Source organism: Labilibaculum antarcticum, from assembly GCF_002356295.1.
Classification (GTDB): domain Bacteria; phylum Bacteroidota; class Bacteroidia; order Bacteroidales; family Marinifilaceae; genus Labilibaculum; species Labilibaculum antarcticum.
Map to the genome: position 1 here is coordinate 3,832,496 of NZ_AP018042.1, position 19,770 is coordinate 3,852,265.

The following is a 19,770-nucleotide window of genomic DNA, read 5'->3' on the forward strand; positions in this document are numbered from 1 at the left end:
GTTTGTTAGGGTAAATGACTGCCTAATGTGGATGATATAAACTCTGCATTAGGCAGTTTTTTTATGTGTGGTTTTGTTGTCGTTTGGGGAACAATTTGTGTAATATTATATGCAGTTATGGATCGATTTAAAACAATAAAATTCTTAAAAAAATATCATAAGTGGCCTTCGCTGGCTCTAACTATCTTCATATTGTTATTTTCAATATCGGGAATAGTAATGAATCACCGAGGCGTATTTTCGTCTGTTGATGTAGATCGGCAATATTTGGGAAGTGAGTATCAGTACTCTAATTGGAATAAGGCTGCAGTTAAGTCGGGTGTTACAATTCAAGGAGATACAGCATTGATTTACGGTAATATCGGAATCTGGAAAACTACAGATAATTTTAAAACCTTTGAGGATTTTAATTCTGGTTTTAAATCTGGTGTTGACAATCGGAAAATTGAAAAAATCATTAAGACTGACTCTGGTGAAATGTACGCAGGAACTTTATTGGGGCTCTTTCATCAAAATACAGCTACTGAAAGTTGGGAAGCATTAAGCTTACCGGTAGCCGAAGAGAGGATTGTTGATTTGGTTGAAATAAAAGACGAATTATTTGTGCTTACCCGATCGAATTTGTTGAAAAAAACAAATGAAGGTTTTCAAATAGTTGAACTTCTTCCTTCCGAAACGTTTGATAATAAGATTAGTTTGTTTAAAACTCTGTGGGAAGTTCATAGTGGAGAGGCTTTTGGATTGTTTGGGCAGTTGTTCGTTGATTTTATAGGATTTGTGTTCATATTTCTCTGTGTAAGTGGCTTCATTTATTTTATTTATCCTGATTGGATTAAAAAACTGAAAAAGAAAGGGAAGGATGTTAAGAGGAAGATTAATTTCTTAAAATTCAATTTGAAATGGCACAATCATTTCGGGAATTGGTTAATTGTATTCCTTGTCCTAACGACATTGACTGGAATGTTCTTGCGTCCGCCTTTATTAATTGCAATAGTCTCCAATCGGGTTCCTAAAATTCCATTTACACATTTGGATAACCCAAATCCATGGTACGATCAACTGCGCAGAATAATGTACGATGAAGAATTAGACCGAATTCTACTGGCAACCAATGAGAGTGTGTATTATTCTGATGATGTTTTTATTTCTGCTCCTAAGGCCTTTATCGTGCAGCCTCCAATTTCAGTAATGGGAGTGAATGTTTTCGAGAAAGCAAATAGCGGGAGTTATTTGGTAGGTTCGTTTAGTGGACTTTTTTATTGGATCCCAGAAAAAGGAATGGTTTTCAATTACATTACTAAGAAACCTCATGTTCCGGTAAAAACCATGGGACCTCCGATTTCGGCTCACCCAATTGCAGGGTATTTAAAAGATGTAAAAGGAAAAGAAATTTTGTTTGATTATAATTTGGGTGCCGGAAATTTAAGTGATACTTCGGGTTTTACTCAGATGCCTGAAAATATTCTGCATTCGCCCATGTCACTATGGAATTTGTGTTTGGAAATTCATACTGGAAGAATCTATCAATATGTTTTTGGTAAATTCTATATCCTTTTTATTCCATTAGCAGGATTAAGTATTTTATGGATCTTGATTACCGGATATATATTGTATCATAAGCAGAGAAAAGGAAAGAAATAATTTACTGATTTAGGAAATTAGATGAATAAAAGGATGTTTAAAATACTAATCGAATTAGTATACTAAAAGAGGCTGAATCGTAGTGATTCAGCCTCTTTTTTTTATGTCGGGAATGAAAGAATCACTTCTTTTTTTGTTGCAAAAGCCAATCGTATAATTCAGGATTATTATAGGTTTCAGTCCATGAATTGTGAGTGGCCTCAGGATAAATCGTGAATTTCACATTGCTTCCCAATTTTTTTAATCCATCAACCATTTCTTTTGAACGAATAAGAGGAACAACATCATCTTTTGCTCCATGAAAAACCCAGATTGGGATTGTTTTAATGGATTTTAGTTTACTTGGATCACCACCGCCACAAATAGGAACTGCCGCAGCAAAAAGATCTGGTTTGGCAACAATTGAACCCCAGGTTCCAAAGCCTCCCATACTCAATCCGGTTATGTAGATCCTATCCTTGTCAATCGGATAGTTCACAATTATTTCATCGTAAAAGGGAAGAAGCAAGTCTTCGTTCCAATAAACAGAGTCAGGGCATTGTGGAGAAATACAAATAAATGGGAAATCTTTTTTGTTATCCAAAAAAGAAGGAGGTCCATGAAACTTCACCAGGTTTAGGTCATTGCCTCGTTCACCCATTCCGTGCAGGAAAATCAGCAAAGGAAGCTTTTCTTCCGATTGTTTTTCACTGGGTAAGTATTCCCAATAGTGTACTCCTAATTTTGATTGTTTCTCAACTTGTTGTGCCTTCATACCAATGAACGAAAAAAGTAAAACTGAGGTTGCTAAAATTGTGTGCCTGTACATGTTATAATACGTTGTTTCTATAAATCTACTAATTGTAAATGATTAGTTCAAAAGGGAAAAGATTATTTAACTAAAGTCTGTATCTTTATCGCCAGATTAAAAAAAAGAAAGCCATGTTCAATTTCGAAGATATAAATCTGGACCGTATTGTGGTTCACAATGTAGGAAATAAACATCACGATGAAGATTTGAAACTTTCTAAATCAGAAATCCAATTGGATGATGATGACGTGAAGGAGGTCCTGTTAAAGTACTTTCTAACAGCCTTTAATAGGGAGGAATTCTATAATTTTCAGCATGAGACAGATTTGAACATGAATGAGGTTTTCTGCTATGCCTCTGAGTATTTTGAGGAGAATGTTTCCTTTTACGATCAGTCAACCAATATCGCTGTTCATTTGTACGAAAAATCCAACCATCCGAACATTAAAGGCGGGGAATTTTATTTAGTAGGCTTCTCCAATTGTGTTGTTGATGGCGAAGTGTGTGATGCATTGGGTATTTTTAAATCAGAAAATAAAGATACCTTTTTAAAGGTATACCAGAAGCAGGAAAATATTGAATTGGGTTGCGAGAATGGGATCAATATCAAGAAATTGGATAAAGGATGCCTGATTTTTAACTCTGAAAAGGATAAGGGCTTTAAAGTTTGTATTGTAGATAAAACCAATTCAAACAAAGAGGCATTGTACTGGAAAGAAGACTTTTTGAATTTGAAACTTCGCGAAGATAATTTTTATCATACCCAAAACTACTTGGATATGTGTAAGGGTTTTATTGGCGATGTGTATAACGACGAGAATGAGGTGGCCAAGGCCGACCAGATCGATTTAATGAACAAATCAATCAATTTCTTTAAGGATAAAAAACAATTCAACGAGGAATTATTTAAAACAGAAGTGATTGAACAGCCTGAGGTTGCTACTGCCTTTGATGAATACAAAACCTATTATCAGAACGAACAGGGAACTGAAGTGACTCCTGAATTTACAATCAATAATGATGCTGTAAAGGGAGAGCAAAAACACTTTAAGCACATTCTGAAACTGGATAAAAACTTTCATGTTTACATTCACGGACAAAGAAAATTCATCGAAAAAGGATACGACGCTGCTCGTGATTTAAGCTACTACAAACTGTTTTTCAGAGACGAGAATTAAATCAAGTGCCCAAGTAAAAAGTGCGAAGGATCAAGTTTAAAGTAGACCTGTTAGAGTATTTTGTACCTGATAGCGTAAATGGTACAGATTAACTACTTTACGGTAATTTTATAACCCAGAACTGGCTCGTTGTTGAAGTAAATGATCAACTCATTATTGCCTTTCGACTTAGTTGGTACCGAGAAGTTAATTTGCTTGTTTTTTCTAATTGGCTTTACAAGTTGTCCAAATTTATCACTTTTAAAGTGATAAGCAATCTGAATGCCACTTGGAATATTTTCAATCGAAAAGTCAATCTTATTTCCTTTTCTTACAGAAAGAGAACCATTTTTCGGACTAATTATTTTGTATCCTTTGCCAAGGAATTGATTGAAAACGGCAGGCTGAAGAGTAAATTCTTCTCTGGTAAAGGGCCTTTTTAAAAGCAACCATTCCTGATTGTCCGGATAATGCTTCATCGCAAATTCTTCCGGATCGGTATCGAAATAAGCAGGAGTATATTCTTTATGGAATTCCATTTTCGCGTAGTCGACAGAACCTGCGGCCCATGTTACATCTACCAGTTTCCATTTGCCATTAATTTTCACTGCATTCCATGCATGGTTCGAAGGCAAATTAGACTTGCTAATCTCGGAAATAAATCGTTTTGCCGTTCCGGGAATTAGTACACATTCAATATTTAGCAAAGCACAAATCTCCTGATAAAGGGTTGCGTAGCCTTCACACAAAGCCTTTCTACTTTTAATTGTTTTTAGCGCAAGCTCCTTTCTAAACTGATATTTTTGTGCCTGCAAATCTTCTTCCGAAGTATACGAAAAGCGAATTTTCTGAATCTTGTCTATTCCTTTTGTTTTGTATTCAACATTCATGGCTATCCATGCAAAGGCCGCTCTGGCTCTATCTTCATCTGTGGTAAAATCAGCTGATATTTTATCCGCTAATTCCTCATAGGAGTCGGATTTGCTTGGGTATTTACTGACAATATCATCTATCTGGTTTTGTGAGAAACTTACAAAATGAAGAAGAGAAAGGAATGTCACTATTATAAACCGATATTTAAAAGTATTGTTCATGTATTTGTTTATTACAAGCTGTAAAGTAGCTTGTTCGAATGGAAAAAGCAATTACGATGCCATTATTTAATTGCATAAGTAATGCCATCATCGCTTCTCTTGTATCTTATAATTTAGATATATGTCTGTTTTTAGTATTGACATTGGTATTTTTATGTTTTACATTTAATAGTTCTAACACTTTAAACTAATAGTTACTATGAAAAAAATTATCGTTTTTTTAGTGGCAGGACTATTCTTTAGTGCCTGTTCTAATCAGTTTGTTGAAGAGGATTTAGACCTTCAAAGTCAAGAATCAGTTAACAAAGTTAAAACTCAAAAGTTGTCAGCAGCTCAAAGTCCAACCTTCAAGGCTAGCGGATATCTTATTTTGTCGGATGATTTCTCATCCCAAATGGAAGCTGAAATTGGTAAGGCCAGCGGAAAGATTAATCGTAAACTTTCAGAAATAGGAATGTATGTGGTTGAATCGAATGAAGTTGGTTTTATTGCAAAAGCAAAAAAGATAAAAGGGGTGAGCGACGTATTGCCGGATCTTCAATTGCAATGGTTAGAGCCTAAGACTACAGACGAGGCACAGTTCGTACCCATGCACATTGGTTCCAATGAGACCTTCTATGCTTATCAGTGGGGAATGGATGCAATTGATGCTCCGGGAGCTTGGGATCAAGGGTTTACTGGTAATGGAGTTAAGGTATTTATTCTTGATAGTGGAATAGATGCAGAACATCCTGATTTAGCACCAAATTTAAATACGAGCTTGTCAACTTCTTTTGTGCCGGGTGAAGATTATAATATTCAGCCGGGCTATTACTTTAACCATGGAACTCATGTTGCCGGTATTATAGCTGCGGCTGATGGTCCTGCTTCAGGTCTTGGTGGAGATTTTGGAGTTATTGGTGTTGCACCAAAAGCAGAAATTGTTGCCGTAAAAGTTCTTTCGGAATATACCGGCAGTGGTTCTTTCTCAGGAATTAATGCAGGTGTGGTTTATGCTGCAAATAATGGTGCTGATGTTATTAATATGAGTTTGGGTACTTCTTTGCCAAGAAATGGTTTCTTTGTAGAATTACCTGATAGTTCCATTGTAAAAGTAGGAGCAAACGAAGTTGCAGCCTACATTAATGCTTCTCAAAAGGCAATTACCTATGCTTACCAAATGGGTTCACTTGTGATTGTCGCTGCTTCCAACGATGGTTTAGACGCGAATCATACCGGTAATTTGGTATTTATTCCTGCTAGTCTTAATCATTTAATGGCAGTATCGGCTACAGCTCCTTATGGTTATGCTTACGATACAACAACCGATTTGGATGTGCCTGCCAGTTATACCAATTACGGACAGTCTTTAATTGATATTGCGGCTCCGGGAGGGGATTTTGATCACCCGGGTGATTTATGGTATTACGATATGGTTTTTAGCACCATTAGCAGTGGTTGGGGGTTTTCAGCAGGAACAAGTATGGCTTCTCCTCATGCAGCAGGTGTAGCTGCTTTGGTATTTGAAAAATTGGGAGATGATGCTAAACCAGCTCAGGTAATGACTGTGTTACGACAAAGTGCTGATGACCTTGGTAAGCCAGGGAAAGATGCTTACTTCGGAAATGGTAGAGTAAATGCAGCAAGGGCTGTTCAGTAAATAAAATAGATTAAAATAATTGAAAGTTCATGTTTTGAAAGAAGCATGAACTTTTTTTGTTTTAGATAGATAAGTTGGATGATGGAAATGAAACAGCAGAATTTACCCCACAAAAAAGACCCACACTCACGGAAGCTTGAGAATGGGCCTTTCGAGTAATATACTTAGTAGTATATGCTTTGAAATTATCTTAAGTGATTTACCACTTGATAGATTGGTTGAAGAACGGATTCTCCGAATAAAATACTCCTTTCGGGAGACCAACCATATTCAGGGTCTGGTAAATCATTATTGTCTTTGAATGGCATTTCAAGTGTTAAAGATAAACATTTATATCTTTCCCCAATGTGTTTGGAGCAAATTGCTAAGTTTCCTGTTCCCGGTTCGTTCTTTGGGTAGCTGTGAGTGTCCTGAAGATCAGGGCATGTAGCGATCCATGAGCCTATGAAATTTTCTGTTAATTTTTTCAATCTTTCATCGAAAGAAGGGATACCTTCTATGCCCGAAATGAAATTATAAGGTAAACCTTCATCCCCGTGGATATCCAAATTTAAGTCACAACCATATTCGTCCATTAAATTACGAACATGGAAAACCTCAGGACTGTTTTCAATCGAAGGTTCTGCCCATTCTCGATTGTAGTTGATTCCTTTTGTGTTTACGCGCAAATTACCCGCAATACTGCCATCAATATTCATGTTAGGCACCAAATAAAAAACAGCTTTGTCTAGCAAACTTTTCGAAATGGGATCATCCTGATCCAACAGTCGATCCAGTAAACCTTGCATAAACCATTCGGCCATGGGTTCGCCAGGATGCTGACGGGCAATTACCCAAATGCTTTTTTTCTCTTCGTCCGCTTCACCAACAATTAGCATGTCGATGTCTTTCCCTTCAACAGTTTTTCCTATGGAAACCAATTCACATTCCGGCGACATTTGCGCCTGATGAACCAAATCAAGATGCTGATCGTAGGTGTAAGGAGCAAAATAAGCGTAATAAACCGAGTTGTAAACCGGTGTATGCTCAATGGTCAACTCTTTGCCATCATAGTTCGATGGAACCCGAAACCAATTCTCCCGATCGTAGGATGCTACAGCATTGTAACCTTCATATCCTTCCGGATAAGATGCTTTGCTGGCATTTGTAATCCGTATTTTAACAGATTCTTCCATAGCGCCCATCAATCTGAAATAAAACCATTGAAAATGTTCCGAATTCGTATCGTTGGGTATGCTTAATTGTATATTTTGAGGATTGGAAGCATCAATAACTTCAATTTTACCACCATCAAAATTCGATGAAATGTTCATGTGTGAGTTGTTTTTTTTTGAGATTCATTCAAAGATATATTTTTTGATTTTTACAGCCAAGGAATCTGGCGAATTCTTAAATCACACTAACGAAGTACTAATTCACCACTAGTAAACGTTTAAATCATCACAATTTCTTTTATTTTTGGGAGTCTGTTCATCTGGGAAATATTATTTCTTTATTTTTGCAGGCCTAAGCTTGTATTTATTTTTAATTCAAACTAATGATCAATTTATTTCGTCTGAAAGGCGTGCGTTCAAAAAAGCGGAAGTTTATAGTGATTGCTGTAATGCTTGTATTAGTAGTAACAGGAACTGTATTTATTAAACTTTATCAGGATGTTTATTCAGCAAACATTAATTTAGGCGAAGAAGAAACCAGCTTTCTGTACATACCTACCCATTCGAATCAGGCAGATGTTCTGCGAATTTTAACAGAAAACAACTGGCTTAAAAATAGCACTTCACTCCAATGGGTGATGGAAAAGAAAAATTATGCCAGTCACATTCATCCGGGGCGCTACCAAATTAAAAATGGCATGTGCAATAATGAATTAATCGATTTGTTGCGTTCGGGTGTGCAATCGCCACTCAATCTCACTTTCAATAATACTCGTACGCTGGAAGAGTTTGCAGGCAAAATTGCTGCTCAAATCGAAGCTGATTCAATTAGTATTCTATCGCTGTTAAAAGACGAATCGAAACTTCAAAAATACGGATTTGCGCCTCATACCATCATAGGAATGTTTATCCCCAACACTTACCAGGTTAACTGGAATTTAAGTGCTGAAAATTTCATTGATAGAATGAATACAGAGTATGCCAAGTTTTGGAATGCTGAGCGCCTGCAAAAGGCTGAGATTTTAGGTCTTTCACCTATCGAGATTAGCACCTTGGCTTCAATCGTCGATGAGGAAACCATTAAGAGCGATGAAAAAAAACGTGTTGCCGGCGTATACATGAATCGCTTAAAGCGTAAAATTAAATTAGATGCCGACCCAACTTTAAAGTTTGCTTTGGGCGATTTTACCATCCGCAGAGTGCTTAACAAACACAAAACAATCGATTCTCCATACAATACCTATAAGTATCGTGGATTACCGCCAGGCCCAATTCGTCAGGCATCTATTTCTGGTATCGAAGCCGTTCTAAACTGCGAAAATCACAAGTACTACTACTTTTGTGCCAGTCCCGAATTTAACGGCTATCACGTATTTGCCAAATCGCTTCGCGAACACAATCAGAATGCCCGCCGATATCAGAATGCCCTCAACCAAAGAGGCATCATGAAATAATTTTTGTTTTTCCTTTGTATTTGTAATCTGCGGGTTCTGGTTAAGGATTTGTGATTCTCTTAAATAATGAATACTCTGTAATTGAACTCCAACCTTTCCTATCTGGGCGTTCCCTTCGGGCGGGCTTTACGCTAAACTCCTCACTCGCCTTGGCTCGTTGCGGGGTACCGCTACTATCCCTAACGCATCACTCATTCAATTTTTTGTTTTTAAATTTAGTTGTCAGCCTATTTGTTCAAAAATGGTCTTTCTTGGGTCGATTTCGTAAGCTTAATTACACTTGGTGAAATAAATATTGCCTTGCACATGTCTGTGGATAAGCGGTTAATGTGCTTTTAATTAATTTAGAGCTGAATTTTATTTACAATAATTCCTATCTGTTAAATGCACATAATTTAATTTTATTATCTTTACTACTTGTAAATTATAGTTAAGCAAAAGAATAATGTTCTCCAGCTCAGGTTTTACGGGAGAAGTTAACATCTTTTTACAGTTAAGCGAAACATAAAATGAGTATAAAAGCAAAAATGTATGTAGACGATCTGGTTTACAACATACGAAAATTAGATTTTGGTTTCGATCAAAAAATAAATACAAATGGAACTGCTTCCACTCAGCCTTTGGGTGGATTATTCAATATAGAAGTCGAAAGTCCTAAAAATACCCATTTGTATGCCTGGGGAGCCAGTAATTTGGATATGAAGTACGTTAAATTGGTGTTTTCACCCCTTACTCTGGCTTCCAAAAGCCGAACCATCGAGTTGTACGATACCCTATGCATTCGCCATCACGATTACTTTCACCACGAAAGTAAAGATCCCATGATCAGCGTTCTTCAACTCTCACCCGCCATCATCGTTCAGGATGGCCAAACTCTCGTCGAAAAAAACTGGAAAGTAAGCGATTTGAGTCGACAGAATGTGGAGCCTACAGCTACTCCTGTTGCTAGTGAGGAACAACAATTTACTGAGGTCTATTTGTTGGATTCTGGTGGAAGTAAAATAGAAGATTTAGATAAGGAACAGGATATAACTTTAGTTATTAAAACCACGGGATTGATTGGCAAAACGATCAATACCATCGACCTACACAACGAAGAGTATGATTTCTTATATCAAGGGAAAAGATTGATTGATGATAAATTAAAAAATTACATCATTAATAGCAATGAGGATAAGTTATCTCTAAAAGTAATCGAACAAGATCAATCCAACTCTTAAGTCATGGCATATATAGAACTCGAAATCGAAGGACAAACCCAAAAATATGAATACGAAGAAAGTATACAAGGAGAAGTGGTATACGATATCAACACAAATGAAGTTGGAATTATAAGGGAAGATCAACGAAGTTCTTTTAAACAAGAGGTTGATTGGATGGATGCATTTACTCCGTACATGGCTTCTTTTCAAAAGAAAGAGCAGGATGAGGCAAAAGAAGAAGATCGCAAATATTTAGCATTGGCAACTTTGATTATTTATGATGAGTTTGTTAATGCTTCTAACGATGCTACCGCCGCTGATATAATTAATCATTTGGATGCTAAGATAAATGAAAAGAAAGAGGAGTTAAAAGCCGATGGACCAATAGATACTAGTGCTGTTAATATTAGCGATAAGGTGCATTCTGAAATCTTATGGGCTGAAGGCAAACGAATGGTTAGAGTTCGATCTGAAAAAATAAAAAATCATAACCGATGGTTTGGAAAAAAGCAAGTTCAACAGCAGATCGAAGCTGGTAATGAAAGTGAAAACGAAAAGACTGCAAAGACTGCAAAATCCGCAGAAATTAAAATACTTGAGAAAAAATTCTGGAGCGAAGATGGCGCTATTAATGATAAGTTTGAAGCAATAAACAAAGATTTACACAAGGATTTTTTCGAAGATAATAATAATATCAATTCTTCTCTTGATGCAAAATTATTTAGATATACTACCGAGGCCGCAGCGGATACAAAGTTCGATTGGACGGATAAAAAAGAACTCAAAGCGACAGCAAAAGCAAGTGGATCTTTTAGTCTAGCTGAGGCTACAGGTAAGTTTTCCGTGGCTTTACCTGATCAATATGGTTTTGGATTAATGCAGTATTGTAAAAGTATTGCTCCAGATTTTATTGATGATGATTATACTGAAATATTTTTAAAAATCATTTTAGGTTTAGATGGTTCAGCATTCGTTGGTATTTGTGCTTCTGTTTCTGGAGAAATAGGTTTGTCAGTAACGGAAGGGAAAGAAAATGGTTCAGCACAAGCAGGTCTTGACATATTTGCTGGCGCTAAAGGTGAAGCGAAAGCTTCATTCGAAATTAAGATGATGTTTGTTGAGGACTATGTGATGGATGCAATGCGAGACCGATTGAAAACGGTTGGTGAGCGAGGAGAAACGGTAGTATCTAGTAAAGAAATTGAAGCTGACAAATTATCTAAATGGGAAAAGTTAGGCAGTGCTGAAATTGGTGGATTTGTTGCAGCGGGTGCTGGTATTAGTGGCGTTTTTGCAGTAGGATACTTTGATGGACAATTAAGATATCAAGCAAAAATTGCCTTAGTTGTTAAAGTTGGTGGGGGTACATTCATGAAAGGATTTGTGGATGCTAAATTGGTTGGTAAATTTATTCTTACTGTCGCACATGGTCTTAACTGGAAGAATATGTCGGATGCTTTAGATAAGCAAACAGAATTATTATACCATACCATTATGAATAACTGTTTTTATTTACAAAGAACAGTTGCTGAGGTGTATGGAGAGCTGGAAGGGAAGTTTAAGGAGATCATGGACACGATTCAGGACTTGCGAGATTTACCAGAAAAGGGTCTTGAGCAATTCAAGATTGCAGATGATAATTGGGATGAAAATGTACCTGGGTATTCTAGTTTTAAGCAGTATAATTTGGCTTTTTTAGTTTTGAAGAGTACTTATTATTCCTTAAAGCAAAGAAATGAAAATTTATCAGAAAAAGAGGCTGCAATAGCTTTGGTAGAAAAAGCGCAACAAAATAAAATTAGTTGGAACTATGCCACTTGGCAAATGAAAATTGATCTTATTTACGATATGCGCCATGATGGTTCGGGTGCTTTTGGGGGATTCTCGGAAGAAGATAAGGAAGATGCGGTAATTGCTGTATTGGAGAGCAGTAGGAATAGTGAGGAATTTAAGAAAATCGAAGAGAACTTAAAAACACCTAAACAAGGTACTGGTAGAGAGGCTATTTTTATTGATGATTTAGTAGATTTCTCTCAGCAAGATAGATTAGATTACTTAAGAAATATTAAATATCGATAAAATGAAAAAAAGCACTTTATTATATTCTATTATAGTTGTTTTGATATTCTTGTCATGCGGAAATAAGAGTAATAGGAACAAATACAAAAGACACGATCATAATTCGTTAAATTATGCATTAATGATAATGACAACTGAACCTTGGAGTAATTCTTTTGATGATGTTTTTGAAATTCTAGAAAGAGGAGCTGATATTGAATACATTGATTCCAGTAAAAAGGCTTATACAACCCCCTTTCTTAACGCTTCAGGTGCCTTAAAATGTTTACGAGAGAAAGATCAGCGTCGTCCTGGAGAAATAGACTCCATGGAAATTGAAGCAGTAAAAATCGTGAAATACTTGGCAAAAAAAGGAGCTGATATTCATGCCACGACGTCCGGGAATAATTTAAATGCATTGCATTTAGCAGCCAACGGCGGTCGAGAGAAGATGATCCCAGTTTTGGTAAAATTAGGTTTAGATATTAACTCCAGAAATGGAGATCCTGATTATGGAGGTACTGTATTGTGGCATGCTATAAATGCGGGTGATTTAGCAACTGTAAAAGCTGTAGTTGAAGCAGGAGCAGACATAAACTTATGCCTTTTAGATGGCAATAGTCCTTTGGATTGGGCCATGGCCTATGCCAATCCGAAAGCCAAAGAAGCACTTTGGTTAGTTCCCTATCGCGACCAAGAAGCCATTGCCGATTACATGCAAAGCATAGGCGCCAAGCATGGCAAAAATCAGTTTAAAGGCATGTTGTATTTTGATGAAAGTAAGCGATAAGTTAATAATCCCAATTGAAGGGGTGATTATTTAAAGATTGACAAAAAGAACTCCGGATAAAAAAACGAAACTCATGAAAAAGAAAACGATTAAAATTATAAGTTATTTATTTGCCGGAGTTGGGATAATCTTTTTATTATTTGGAATGAACGGTACCTGGGACAATATTTCTTTTATAAAAAAAAGTACAGAAACCTTGGGTACGGTTGTGGATATGAAAGTTAAAGATAAAACAGACTCAGAAGGTGTCAGTCAAACCTATTACTATCCTGTTGTTGAATATACTGATGCCAATGGCGCACAGCATGTTTTAAATTCAAGTATGGGTAGTGGACGTCCGGAGTGTGAAATAGGAGAAGGGATTCAAGTTCTTTATTTGCCAGAAAACCCTTCTGATGGTAAAATTGGAACATTTGGACACATGTGGGGAGGAATGTTGATTGTATGGATTTTAGCCATCGTGTTTATAATTACGGGTTTCCTGATTGAATTTTTCTCCAAGAGAGATAAACGCAGGAAGAAAAAAGCGGAAAGATACAGCGCCACCGTCGATGCCAAAGTAAGCGAGGTAATATACAATACCAGCGTGGAAGTAAACGGCAGGTCGCCATTTCAAATACATGCGCAATGGCATGATGAGCAAAGCAACAAGATTTACATCTTTAAGAGTAAAAACTTCTGGTTTGATCCAAGCGAATTTTTACACGATACCATTGCAGTTAAGGCCGACCCTGCCAACTATAAAAAATATTGGATGGATACATCCTTTATTCCTGAAATGGCAGAGTAGAGGTGCAGTCGGATCTTTAGCTTACAACAGTTCAAAAGAATATTTTTAAGAAGTATCGCATCTCTATCAACAAGCCCTCAACCAAAGAGGCATCATGAAATAAATCGCACTCTTGCTTCTGTAAATGTGTATGGGGGATTGGCGATCCTCTGAATTAAGTTGTTCGGTTGAGTAAAGGCAATTTGAAAATCGAGAACTCTTCAACTTCAGATTACAAATTTAATAGCCTTCAAAAATAAGTGGCTCGTCTCACATTCCGTAGCAAAGGATTTGTTATCATTGCAAAAAAGTAAACTGAATGATTGGAGCACAAACAAAAGGGACCATTATGGTTCTTTTATCAGCAATATTTTTTGGCTTGATGCCTTTTTTTGCCATTAAAACCTATGCCGAAGGTTTTGATGTTAGTAACCTGTTGTTCTATCGGTTCAGTTTTGCATTTGTGCTGATTGGTTTGTTTTGTATCTACAAAAAGATTAGTCCCCGAATCAATAAAAAACAATTTTTTCTATTGCTGATTGCCGCATTTGGTGGCACCATGATGACTACCTACACACTTTTTTTATCCTATCAGTATATTTCGTCGGGATTGGCAAGCACACTTCATTTTGTGTACCCGATTATCACCATTGTTTTTGCAGGCATTATCTATAAAGAGAAATTTACGGCAAAAAAAATCATTGCTCTTGTTTTATCCATCATCGGAATTGCTCTGTTATCGGTGGGTGGCGGTGCCGAAATTAATACGATAGGTGTTTTATGGGCTTTGGTATCGGGCTTATTTTACGCCATCTACATTTTATGTATGGCCAACCCCGAACTAAGGAAAATTTCGCCTTATAGTGTTGCTTTATGGGTTTTTGGCATTACGGCACTTCTATTTTTTGGCAAATGCTTGTTCGTAGATGGCATCAAGACAAATCCCAGTGCCATGTCTTTATTTTATATCCTAAACCTTAGTTTTTGGTCTACTTTTTTGTCAGTTGTGTTGTTTTACAAGGGCATGAAATATACCGGACCAGGGAATGCATCTCTTCTGTCAACCCTTGAACCTCTTACCGGAGTAATGGTAGGCGTGTTTGTGTTTAATGATGTAATGGACTTGAAAAGTTCTTTGGCCATTCTTCTGATATTGACTTCTGTTTTTATTGTGGTGCAAACCAATAAGAAGCCAAAATACCGAATGCTTTTCCGCAAATTAACTCCCCGCAGACTCAGAAGAGCTTAGTATTTATTAATCTAGCAACAGCTTGTAACACCATTTTGAATAATTAGTGAACCATGGCAAGTTGCCGGTCTTAACTTTTATCGGGAGAGCTCATGGTCTGTTTAGGGTATCGAAAAACACATCTGTAATTATTCGTGAATAAATAAAGCGCACCGATTTCTCCAATCGGGATTATTTCTTCCTATAAAAAAACGGAAGGATAAATTTTAAACAGTTTACAAACCAATTGTTGTTTTTCATGAACTCTGGCAGCAAGCCTGATTATTTACTTGACTAAATGGGAGAATAAAAAAATGAAATCTAGACCCATTCGTTCTGTTTGAATTTTGTAATTTAGCTTCATGGAAAAGAGTGAAGATTTAAACGCATTTTACGATAGAATAAAATACAAGCCTGATGAGGAACTGTCTTTGAGTAAACCTCATATTAATGTTTTTGAACGGTCAGCTTGTACAGGGCCACTCACTTATTCACGAAGAGATTACTACAAACTAACTTTGATATTGGGCGAAGGAAGACTCGATTATGCCGATAAAAGTATTCACATAGACAGACCGGCTTTACTGTTTTCGAATCCGTTGATTCCCTATAATTGGCAGAATATTTCCAAAGAACAGACTGGTTGGTTCTGTATTTTTAACGAGTTCTTCGTAAAACAGAGGGATGAGTTGCTAACGGATCTTCCGATGTTTCAATTGGGATACGATAAAGTCTATTTCCCGGATGAAAATTCAGTGAAAGAAATAACTGATTTATATCGAAAAATGATGGCGGAAAATGAAGGTTCTTATATCTACAAACAGGATGTTCTGCGCAATTACCTGCATTTGATTGTTCATTATGCCCTTAAGATGGAACCTGCAAAAAATGACGCGCAAACACAAAATGCCGCATCGCGGATCGCTTCTCTTTTTATGGAATTGCTGGAGCGTCAGTTCCCTATTGATTCAATGCAGAATCAATTGAAACTAAAATCTGCGAATGATTATGCATGTCAGCTTTCTGTGCATACCAATCATCTAAACAGAGCGGTAAAAGAGGTTACGGGGAAAACTACAACGGAACATATTGCCGGCCGCACAATTATTGAGGCAAAAGAATTGCTTGTACATACCGATTGGCCGGTTGCTGAAATTGCCTATTGTCTGGGCTTTGAGTATCCCGCTTATTTTAATAATTTTTACAAAAAAGCAACGGGTATGACTCCAAAGGAAGCAAGATTGTGAATTGTTTGAATTTTATAATTTTCTGTTTGATTCCTATCGTTTCCATTGAAACAGGATCAGTAATTTTGTTAATCATTCAAATATCATTATGAAATACATAAAATTAGGAAAAACAGATGATCAGCTTTCTATAATTGGCTTAGGCTGCATGGGGATGTCGCATGTTTATGGTAAGAAGAATAATGAGGAAAGTATCGCCACTATGCACAAAGCATTGGAATTGGGGATTAATTTTTGGGACACGGCAGATTTTTATGGAGGAGGAGCGAATGAGCAGCTTATTTCAAAAGTACTGAAACCAAATAGAGACAAGATATTTATAGCAACTAAATTTGGGTTTCAATATGGTGGGGAAGACCTACTCGCCAGTAAATTTGATGGTTCGCCCAAATATATGCGTAAGGCTGTGGAGCTAAGTTTGCAAAGATTGGGTATTGAAACCATCGACTTGTATTATGCCCACCGCGTGGATCCAAACATTCCGATTGAAGAAACTGTGGGAGCCATGGCGGAACTCGTAAAAGAGGGAAAGGTACGTCACCTAGGGCTTTCGGAAGCATCCCTTAGCAATATCAAAAGAGCGAATGCCGTACATCCTATTTCGGCACTGCAAAGTGAATATTCGCTTTTAACAAGAGATGTAGAGAAGAAAGTACTGCCCGAAATCGCAGAAATGGGCATCACACTTGTTCCCTACTCACCTTTGGGTAGAGGAATGTTTACCGAGAATTTTAACGTAGATGATATTGCTTCAAATGATATCCGCATGCATATGCCTCGCTTTCAGGGGAAACATCTAATTAACAATCAGAATCTGATGAAAGCGTTGGATGAATTGGCATACGGTAAATGCATCAATACGGCTCAACTGGCATTGGCATGGCTGTTGGCAAAAGGCGATAACATCATCCCGATTCCGGGAACAAAAAAACGCAAATACCTGGGACTGAATGCGGGCGCTGCCGATATTGAATTTACAGCCAATGAAGTAGCCGCAATTGAAGCCATTATTGCGAAGTATCCCAATACCGGCGAGCGTTATCCTGAAGCGGCAATGAGATTGGTAGATCAAGACTAAGCACAATTAGGAACTATTATATCAAAATTTAAAGACCGGGCATCAGGCTCGGTCTTTTTTTGCTTGCTACACTGGAACTGTATCGAAGATTTGCATGAGTATTGGCGAACTTTTAATTCGCATATATCCCATTTCGATAGCTCTTGTGAACTTCTAATCCCAATAGCTATCCTCTAGGTTTGCATAGTTAAGCTTAGGGTTAGTGATTTTGTAGCTTAGTAGCCATTAATCGGTTATCAGTTACGAAACATTGTATCCCATTATTCTTACATTTGTGATAACTACATTGTGAAACTGACATGGAATATGCCGCGCCTACATTCTTGGCTGGTGCTAAATAAAATCATTATTAAATAGGAGATCATGACTAAAAAGCGAATATTTTTTACGGGAGGATCAGGAAAAGCAGGAAAGCACGTGATACCTTACCTTCTCGACCAAGGACATCGAGTGATGAATGTAGACCTGGTGCCTTTGGATTGTCCAGGGGTGGACAATCTGGTAGCTGATATTACGGATTCAGGTCAAATCTTTAATGCCATGAGTTCGTATGCCGGCTTAGATGAGTTGGAATCGGGTAAAGGCGTACCCAAATTTGATGCTGTAGTACATTTTGCAGCCGTGCCCCGAATATTGCTTAAACCTGATAACGAAACTTTCCGGATCAACACCATAGGCACGTACAATGTGATTGAAGCGGCTGTTAAACTTGGAATTAAGAAGATTATTATTGCTTCCTCAGAGACTACCTACGGGATCTGCTTTTCAGATGGCAAAACCAATCCTACTGCTCTGCCTTTGGAGGAGGATTATGATGTTGATCCCATGGATAGTTATGGATTATCGAAAGTCGTGAATGAGAAAACGGCACGCAGCTTTCAGCGACGGTCAGGCTTTGATATTTATGCCCTTCGTATCGGAAATGTGATTGAGCCTCATGAATACACTGAACTGTTTCCGCATTATTTTGAAAAGCCTGAAGTGCGCCGTAGAAATGCGTTCTGTTATATTGATGCGCGTGACCTGGGACAGATTGTGGATTTATGTTTGAACAAAGATGAGCTTGGTTATCAGGTTTTCAATGCAGGAAACGATCACAACGGTGCGATTATCCCCAGCAAAGAATTGGCTAAACAGTTTTTTCCTGATGTGCCAATTACCCGTGAATTGGAGGAACATGAAGCATTGTTTTCAAATCGCAAAATCCGCGAAGTTCTGGGCTTCAAAGAACAACATAACTGGCAGAAATACTTGAAAAAGGACTGATTGTCAGTTTGGAAATCCCACCAAAATACGGCCTTAATTTTTCCCAATGAACTTGACTTTACTGGTGTGACAAAAAAACGCACATTAAATAGAAATGTATACAAAGGTAAATGTTTGAAGAAAACAACGAAGGGCTAACACAAGCTCTGGTGCATGAGGGCTTCATAGCTTAGCGAAGTTTGCGGCTCGTGAAAAAAGTTGCTGTAAACTAAAAGAAAATAGCCTTGTAATTTCGCACGACACTATACCATCAAACTTGCTTAGTAAATTTAAGGAACAAACTATTTAAAATTGAATTATGTTGCAGAAAATCATCTTGTTTTCAGGATTTGCCGGAGTTACCGTTTTTATAGGAGGACTTTTGGCAATTTGTTTTAAACATCATATTAAAGAGAGTCCTATTAAATATGAAATTATCCATACTCTGAAGTCTTTTGGTGCCGGTATTATTTTATCTGCATTAGCATTAGTGTTAATTCCGAAAGGAATGGAGGAATTGGAATTATTTCCTTTGGCCATTTCATTTTTAGCAGGAACGATCATCTTCATGTTTATCGATAGATATTTGGCTAAAAAAGGAGGTAAAACAGCTACATTATTAGCAATGATGATGGATTTTATTCCAGAGGCTATCGCCCTTGGTGCTTTATTCGCTATTGAGCCCGATATGGCTACTCTTTTGGCAGTATTCATTGGTCTGCAAAATTTACCCGAATCATTTAATGCATTCAGAGATTTAGTACAAAGTGGTTACCCGGTAAAAAAAACCTTAGTGATATTCTTTTTCTTAAGTTTCTTTGGGATCATAGGAGCCTTAATAGGACACTTTTTTTTAAGCGGTTATCCCGATTTGACTGCTCATTTAATGACTTTTGCGAGTGGCGGTATTTTGTATTTATTAATTCAAGATATTATTCCTGATAGTAAGTTGAAGAAAAATTATTTAACCTCACTTGGAGCATCGCTTGGATTTTTAGTAGGAATAATACTTGCAGGAATAGTATAAAACTACTTACTGATCAAAAATCGCCTCGTAATTCTGCACGATATACCCTAAAACGTTAAATCCCCATAGGCCAAGTCCTAGCTTTTTCTTTTTTATCTTATCCATTTAAAACCTCTTACCGATTTTGCAAGTGCTGACAAGCTTACCCTCAAGGCGCTTTTCATCCTCCCTGAGCAGTTAGCTTTCCCAAGTTTGCA

16 protein-coding genes are annotated in these 19,770 nt (G+C 37.2%); 13 read left to right on the plus strand and 3 right to left on the minus strand.

The annotated features are described in order from the left end of the window. The first annotated feature begins 27 nt into the window (after positions 1-27). Entirely contained in the window at positions 28-1,641 is a 1,614-nt protein-coding gene (locus tag ALGA_RS15095) for a PepSY-associated TM helix domain-containing protein (protein ID WP_145957645.1), read from the plus strand. Between the two features lie 121 nt (positions 1,642-1,762). Here ALGA_RS15095 and ALGA_RS15100 read toward each other — a convergent pair whose 3' ends face one another. After that, complete coding sequence (locus tag ALGA_RS15100; protein ID WP_197705584.1) at positions 1,763-2,395, minus strand: carboxylesterase family protein; 633 nt, start codon at positions 2,393-2,395, stop codon at positions 1,763-1,765. 167 nt (positions 2,396-2,562) lie between these two features. Between ALGA_RS15100 and ALGA_RS15105 the strand changes: the two genes are divergently transcribed. Next, a complete protein-coding gene (locus tag ALGA_RS15105; protein WP_096430464.1) occupies positions 2,563-3,609 on the plus strand; it encodes a nucleoid-associated protein in 1,047 nt (348 codons plus the stop codon). Positions 3,610-3,701: 92 nt separating this feature from the next. Here the strand turns inward: ALGA_RS15105 and ALGA_RS15110 are convergent, their stop codons facing one another. Further along, positions 3,702-4,682 (minus strand): transglutaminase domain-containing protein, encoded by a 981-nt coding sequence (locus tag ALGA_RS15110; RefSeq protein ID WP_145957646.1) that lies wholly within the window; start codon positions 4,680-4,682, stop codon positions 3,702-3,704. Between the two features lie 199 nt (positions 4,683-4,881). On the opposite strand from ALGA_RS15110, the gene ALGA_RS15115 reads away from it, so the two are divergent. Further along, positions 4,882-6,321, plus strand: a complete 1,440-nt coding sequence (locus ALGA_RS15115) for a S8 family serine peptidase (protein ID WP_096430470.1) — start codon at positions 4,882-4,884, stop codon at positions 6,319-6,321. Between the two features lie 185 nt (positions 6,322-6,506). Here ALGA_RS15115 and ALGA_RS15120 read toward each other — a convergent pair whose 3' ends face one another. Continuing rightward, positions 6,507-7,634, minus strand: coding sequence for a M14 family metallopeptidase (locus tag ALGA_RS15120; RefSeq protein ID WP_096430473.1), 1,128 nt, complete (start codon positions 7,632-7,634; stop codon positions 6,507-6,509). A 224-nt stretch (positions 7,635-7,858) separates the two neighbouring features. On the opposite strand from ALGA_RS15120, the gene mltG reads away from it, so the two are divergent. The 10 genes from mltG to ALGA_RS15170 all read left to right on the plus strand — a co-directional run bounded on the left by mltG (position 7,859) and on the right by ALGA_RS15170 (position 19,573). After that, positions 7,859-8,929 (plus strand): endolytic transglycosylase MltG, encoded by a 1,071-nt coding sequence (mltG, locus tag ALGA_RS15125; RefSeq protein ID WP_096430476.1) that lies wholly within the window; start codon positions 7,859-7,861, stop codon positions 8,927-8,929. Between the two features lie 509 nt (positions 8,930-9,438). Then, on the plus strand, positions 9,439-10,149 hold the full coding sequence (gene tssD, locus ALGA_RS15130; RefSeq protein WP_096430478.1) for a type VI secretion system tube protein TssD: 711 nt from the start codon (positions 9,439-9,441) through the stop codon (positions 10,147-10,149). Positions 10,150-10,152: 3 nt separating this feature from the next. Next, a complete protein-coding gene (locus ALGA_RS15135) occupies positions 10,153-12,210 on the plus strand; it encodes a hypothetical protein (protein ID WP_096430481.1) in 2,058 nt (685 codons plus the stop codon). 121 nt (positions 12,211-12,331) lie between these two features. Then, complete coding sequence (locus tag ALGA_RS15140; protein ID WP_162845451.1) at positions 12,332-12,979, plus strand: ankyrin repeat domain-containing protein; 648 nt, start codon at positions 12,332-12,334, stop codon at positions 12,977-12,979. A gap of 73 nt (positions 12,980-13,052) precedes the next feature. Then, entirely contained in the window at positions 13,053-13,769 is a 717-nt protein-coding gene (locus ALGA_RS15145; RefSeq protein WP_096430488.1) for a DUF3592 domain-containing protein, read from the plus strand. 298 nt (positions 13,770-14,067) lie between these two features. Then, positions 14,068-14,997 (plus strand): DMT family transporter, encoded by a 930-nt coding sequence (locus ALGA_RS15150; protein WP_096430491.1) that lies wholly within the window; start codon positions 14,068-14,070, stop codon positions 14,995-14,997. A gap of 341 nt (positions 14,998-15,338) precedes the next feature. After that, positions 15,339-16,223 (plus strand): helix-turn-helix domain-containing protein, encoded by an 885-nt coding sequence (locus ALGA_RS15155; RefSeq protein WP_096430493.1) that lies wholly within the window; start codon positions 15,339-15,341, stop codon positions 16,221-16,223. 88 nt (positions 16,224-16,311) lie between these two features. Beyond that, the gene (locus ALGA_RS15160; protein WP_096430496.1) at positions 16,312-17,301 is read left to right on the plus strand and encodes an aldo/keto reductase; all 990 of its coding nucleotides are present in this window, start codon (positions 16,312-16,314) and stop codon (positions 17,299-17,301) included. 363 nt (positions 17,302-17,664) lie between these two features. Further along, positions 17,665-18,567 carry an NAD-dependent epimerase/dehydratase family protein gene (locus ALGA_RS15165; RefSeq protein ID WP_096430499.1) on the plus strand — a complete coding sequence of 301 codons (903 nt, stop codon included), beginning with the start codon at positions 17,665-17,667 and terminating at the stop codon, positions 18,565-18,567. Positions 18,568-18,865: 298 nt separating this feature from the next. Continuing rightward, positions 18,866-19,573, plus strand: a complete 708-nt coding sequence (locus ALGA_RS15170) for a ZIP family metal transporter (protein ID WP_096430502.1) — start codon at positions 18,866-18,868, stop codon at positions 19,571-19,573. Positions 19,574-19,770: the final 197 nt, after the last annotated feature.

What these genes read in the sequence shown, in the direction of transcription:
- ALGA_RS15100 (WP_197705584.1), bottom strand. Translation starts at nt 2,395, where the DNA reads ATGAAGGCACAACAAGTTGAGAAACAATCAAAATTAGGAGTACACTAT.
- ALGA_RS15105 (WP_096430464.1), top strand. Translation starts at nt 2,563, where the DNA reads ATGTTCAATTTCGAAGATATAAATCTGGACCGTATTGTGGTTCACAAT.
- ALGA_RS15110 (WP_145957646.1), bottom strand. Translation starts at nt 4,682, where the DNA reads ATGAACAATACTTTTAAATATCGGTTTATAATAGTGACATTCCTTTCT.
- ALGA_RS15115 (WP_096430470.1), top strand. Translation starts at nt 4,882, where the DNA reads ATGAAAAAAATTATCGTTTTTTTAGTGGCAGGACTATTCTTTAGTGCC.
- ALGA_RS15120 (WP_096430473.1), bottom strand. Translation starts at nt 7,634, where the DNA reads ATGAACATTTCATCGAATTTTGATGGTGGTAAAATTGAAGTTATTGAT.
- mltG (WP_096430476.1), top strand. Translation starts at nt 7,859, where the DNA reads ATGATCAATTTATTTCGTCTGAAAGGCGTGCGTTCAAAAAAGCGGAAG.
- tssD (WP_096430478.1), top strand. Translation starts at nt 9,439, where the DNA reads ATGAGTATAAAAGCAAAAATGTATGTAGACGATCTGGTTTACAACATA.
- ALGA_RS15135 (WP_096430481.1), top strand. Translation starts at nt 10,153, where the DNA reads ATGGCATATATAGAACTCGAAATCGAAGGACAAACCCAAAAATATGAA.
- ALGA_RS15140 (WP_162845451.1), top strand. Translation starts at nt 12,332, where the DNA reads ATGATAATGACAACTGAACCTTGGAGTAATTCTTTTGATGATGTTTTT.
- ALGA_RS15145 (WP_096430488.1), top strand. Translation starts at nt 13,053, where the DNA reads ATGAAAAAGAAAACGATTAAAATTATAAGTTATTTATTTGCCGGAGTT.
- ALGA_RS15150 (WP_096430491.1), top strand. Translation starts at nt 14,068, where the DNA reads ATGATTGGAGCACAAACAAAAGGGACCATTATGGTTCTTTTATCAGCA.
- ALGA_RS15155 (WP_096430493.1), top strand. Translation starts at nt 15,339, where the DNA reads ATGGAAAAGAGTGAAGATTTAAACGCATTTTACGATAGAATAAAATAC.
- ALGA_RS15160 (WP_096430496.1), top strand. Translation starts at nt 16,312, where the DNA reads ATGAAATACATAAAATTAGGAAAAACAGATGATCAGCTTTCTATAATT.
- ALGA_RS15165 (WP_096430499.1), top strand. Translation starts at nt 17,665, where the DNA reads ATGACTAAAAAGCGAATATTTTTTACGGGAGGATCAGGAAAAGCAGGA.
- ALGA_RS15170 (WP_096430502.1), top strand. Translation starts at nt 18,866, where the DNA reads ATGTTGCAGAAAATCATCTTGTTTTCAGGATTTGCCGGAGTTACCGTT.